Annotated in this window: 3 protein-coding genes; all 3 read left to right on the forward strand. The window is 60.7% G+C overall.

Going from position 1 to position 3,090, the window contains the following annotated elements; genetic code table 11:
* The first annotated feature begins 202 nt into the window (after window positions 1-202).
* On the forward strand, window positions 203-1,087 hold the full coding sequence (locus tag KFO72_RS41635; RefSeq protein ID WP_054931696.1) for a manganese catalase family protein: 885 nt from the start codon (window positions 203-205) through the stop codon (window positions 1,085-1,087).
* Between the two features lie 274 nt (window positions 1,088-1,361).
* Entirely contained in the window at window positions 1,362-2,531 is a 1,170-nt protein-coding gene (locus tag KFO72_RS41640; RefSeq protein ID WP_060610745.1) for a zinc-dependent alcohol dehydrogenase, read from the forward strand.
* Between the two features lie 93 nt (window positions 2,532-2,624).
* A partial coding sequence (locus KFO72_RS41645; RefSeq protein WP_225034529.1) for a ferritin-like domain-containing protein occupies window positions 2,625-3,090 on the forward strand: 466 nt, incomplete at its 3' end.

Consider the following 3,090-nt stretch of genomic DNA (forward strand, 5'->3'; position numbering starts at 1 on the left):
TTGAGCCCTTGCGTTCCTGCGCGCAACCACGCCAGAGCCACCGCTCTGAGACCGGTTCGATGGCATCCCGCACCCGCCTGCGTTCGTCTTCGGTCCGTACCGCCAGTCAAGCCTGATGTCATTCCAGATGCGAAGTTCTTTCGCCCGCCAGGGGCGTGAAGTACGTCGTGAGAGGTCCCGTCACATCCATTGGAGAAATGCCATGTTCGTTCACAACAAGAGATTGCAATACACCGTACGCGTCGCAGCGCCCAACCCGGGGCTCGCCAACCTGCTGCTCGAGCAGTTCGGCGGGCCTCAGGGCGAACTCGCGGCGGCGTGCCGGTATTTCACGCAGGCGGTAAGCGAGGAGGATCCGGGCCGGCGCGACATGCTGTTCGACATCGCGACGGAAGAACTCAGTCACCTGGAGATCATTGGTTCGATTGTCGCGATGCTCAACAAGGGCGCGAAAGGCCAGCTTGCGGAAGGCGTCGAGCAGGAAGCCGAACTTTATCGATCGCTCACCAGCGGCGGCAACGATTCGCACGTTACTTCGTTGCTGTATGGCGGCGGGCCGGCGCTCACCAACTCTGCGGGCGTGCCGTGGACTGCTGCCTACATCGACACGATCGGCGAACCGACCGCCGACCTTCGGTCGAACATCGCGGCAGAAGCGCGCGCAAAAATCGTCTATGAACGGTTGATCAACGTGACCGATGACCCGGGTATTCAGGATGCGCTCGGGTTCCTGATGACGCGGGAGATCGCGCATCAGAAATCATTCGAGAAGGCCTTGCATTCAATCCAGCCGAATTTTCCACAAGGCAAATTGCCGGGCGTGCCGCAGTTCACCAATGTCTACTACAACATGTCCGACGGCGATGATGCGCCGCGCGGGCCGTGGAATCAGGGCCCGGGCTGGGAGTTCGTGGAAAAGCCCGAGCCGGCAGTCGACGGAGGCGATGGGCTTGCCAGCGTTCAGGTATCTCCTGAACAGGTCGAACTGTTGAGCGCAATGGCTTCGCGCACCGCCTCTGCGCCTGACAGCGATCCTGTCACTGGCGCCGATCTTGGCGCGAACCAGGAAGCGGCAGTGCAGAAATAACGTTGGAACGCGGTTCGCCAAGGACGGTCAGTTGCGGCGGCGAACCGCGTCTGTGCAGGCATCCCCCTGCCGCAACGGCGCAGAAATGCGGGGACCGCCTGCGCAATTCCACGCTGCTGTTCTGGCTGATGACGAGACCTGCGTTCCGTAAGTGAGAGACGGCCGATGCACATCCCTGAAGGCGTAACCGCGGACCGTCTGGAATAGCCATTGCTGCTGGACGGCACGAGGCGTGTTACGCCTCGATCATCGCAGTATTTCCATGGAGAAGCACATGAGAGCGCTTCGTTGGCATGGCAAGCACGACATCCGGTGCGACACGGTTCCGGATCCCGTTATCGAGGAAGGGCGCGACGCGATTGTGAAGGTGAGTTCGTGCGCGATCTGCGGATCGGATCTCCATCTGTTCGACGGCTTCATGCCGACCATGGAAAGCGGCGACATCATGGGACATGAGTTCATGGGTGAAGTGGTCGAAGTAGGCAGGGACAACCACAAGCTCAAGCCAGGTGACCGTGTGGTTGTGCCGTTCACGATCATCTGCGGCGAGTGCGATCAGTGCCGACGCGGAAACTTCTCAGTTTGCGAGCGCAGTAATCGTAACCGGGACAAAGCAGACAAGGTGTTCGGACATACCACCGCCGGACTGTTTGGCTACTCGCATCTGACGGGGGGCTACCCGGGCGGGCAAGCCGAATTCGTACGCGTCCCGATGGCGGACACCACGCACGTGAAAATCCCGGCCGGACTGACGGACGAACAGGTCCTCTTTCTCGGCGATATCTTTCCGACGGGCTGGCAGGCGGCAGCGAACTGTGACATCCAGCCGGAGGATACCGTCGCGATCTGGGGCGCGGGGCCCGTCGGTCAGATGACGATCCGCAGCGCCGTGCTGCTCGGCGCACGGCAGGTCATTGCGATAGACCGCGTGCCAGAGCGGCTCGCGATGGCTCAGGCCGGTGGCGCCATCACCATCAATTTCGATGAGGAAAGCGTACTCGACCGGCTCAAGGAACTGACGCAGGGCAAAGGGCCCGAGAAGTGCATCGATGCCGTCGGCATGGAGTCGCACGCAACCCGTTCGTTCGACTCGATCTACGACCGGGTCAAGCAGGCGGTAATGCTGGAGACGGACCGTCCCCATGTGCTGCGGGAAATGATCTATGTCTGCCGCCCGGCCGGAATATTGTCGGTGCCGGGCGTCTATGGCGGTCTGATCGACAAGATCCCGTTCGGCGCGTCGATGAACAAAGGGCTGACCTGGAAGATGGGGCAAACCCACGTCAACCGTTGGACGGATGATCTGCTGCGTCGTATCGAGGAAGGTCAGATCGACCCGTCGTTCGTCATTACTCACACCGTGCCGCTGCAGGACGGGCCGGGTATGTACAAGACGTTCCGGGACAAGGAGGACGGCTGCATCAAGGTGGTATTGAAACCGTGAGGAGCAGGGCGGGTCGCGCCTGCGGCTTCTCACAGGGAGGAAGTCAGCAACGCTGGCTGTCGATAGTGAAGTTCCAACCGAAGGGAGTGCAACATGGCACAACGTAAAACGGTAGACGATCTCTTTGTCCATATGCTGTCGGACATTTACAGCGCGGAGAAGCAGTTGACCCGAGCGCTCGCGAAGCTGTCTCGCGCCGCATCGGATCCGCAACTGAGCGACGCGTTCAAGACGCATCTGGAGGAGACGCAGGGGCAGGTCGAGCGCATCGATCAGGTCGTCGAAGTGAGCGGCATCAAGCTCAAGCGCATGAAGTGCGTCGCCATGGAGGGGTTGATCGAAGAGGGGGATGAACTCATCGACGAGATCGAAAAAGGCGCGGTGCTCGACGCCGGCCTCGTTGCCGCGGCACAGAAAGTCGAACACTACGAGATCGCGGCCTACGGCAGCCTGTGTGCGATCGGCAAACAGCTCGGCTTGACGGAAGCCGTCAAACTGTTGAAGGAAACGCTGGAAGAAGAGAAAGCGACCGATCTGAAGCTTTCCCAGTTCGCCGAGA

Source organism: Paraburkholderia sp. XV (assembly GCF_020177535.1).
Taxonomy (GTDB): Bacteria; Pseudomonadota; Gammaproteobacteria; order Burkholderiales; family Burkholderiaceae; genus Paraburkholderia; species Paraburkholderia caribensis.

Coding starts and splice junctions, on each gene's coding strand:
- KFO72_RS41640 (WP_060610745.1), top strand. CDS start 1,362: ATGAGAGCGCTTCGTTGGCATGGCAAGCACGACATCCGGTGCGACACG.
- KFO72_RS41635 (WP_054931696.1), top strand. CDS start 203: ATGTTCGTTCACAACAAGAGATTGCAATACACCGTACGCGTCGCAGCG.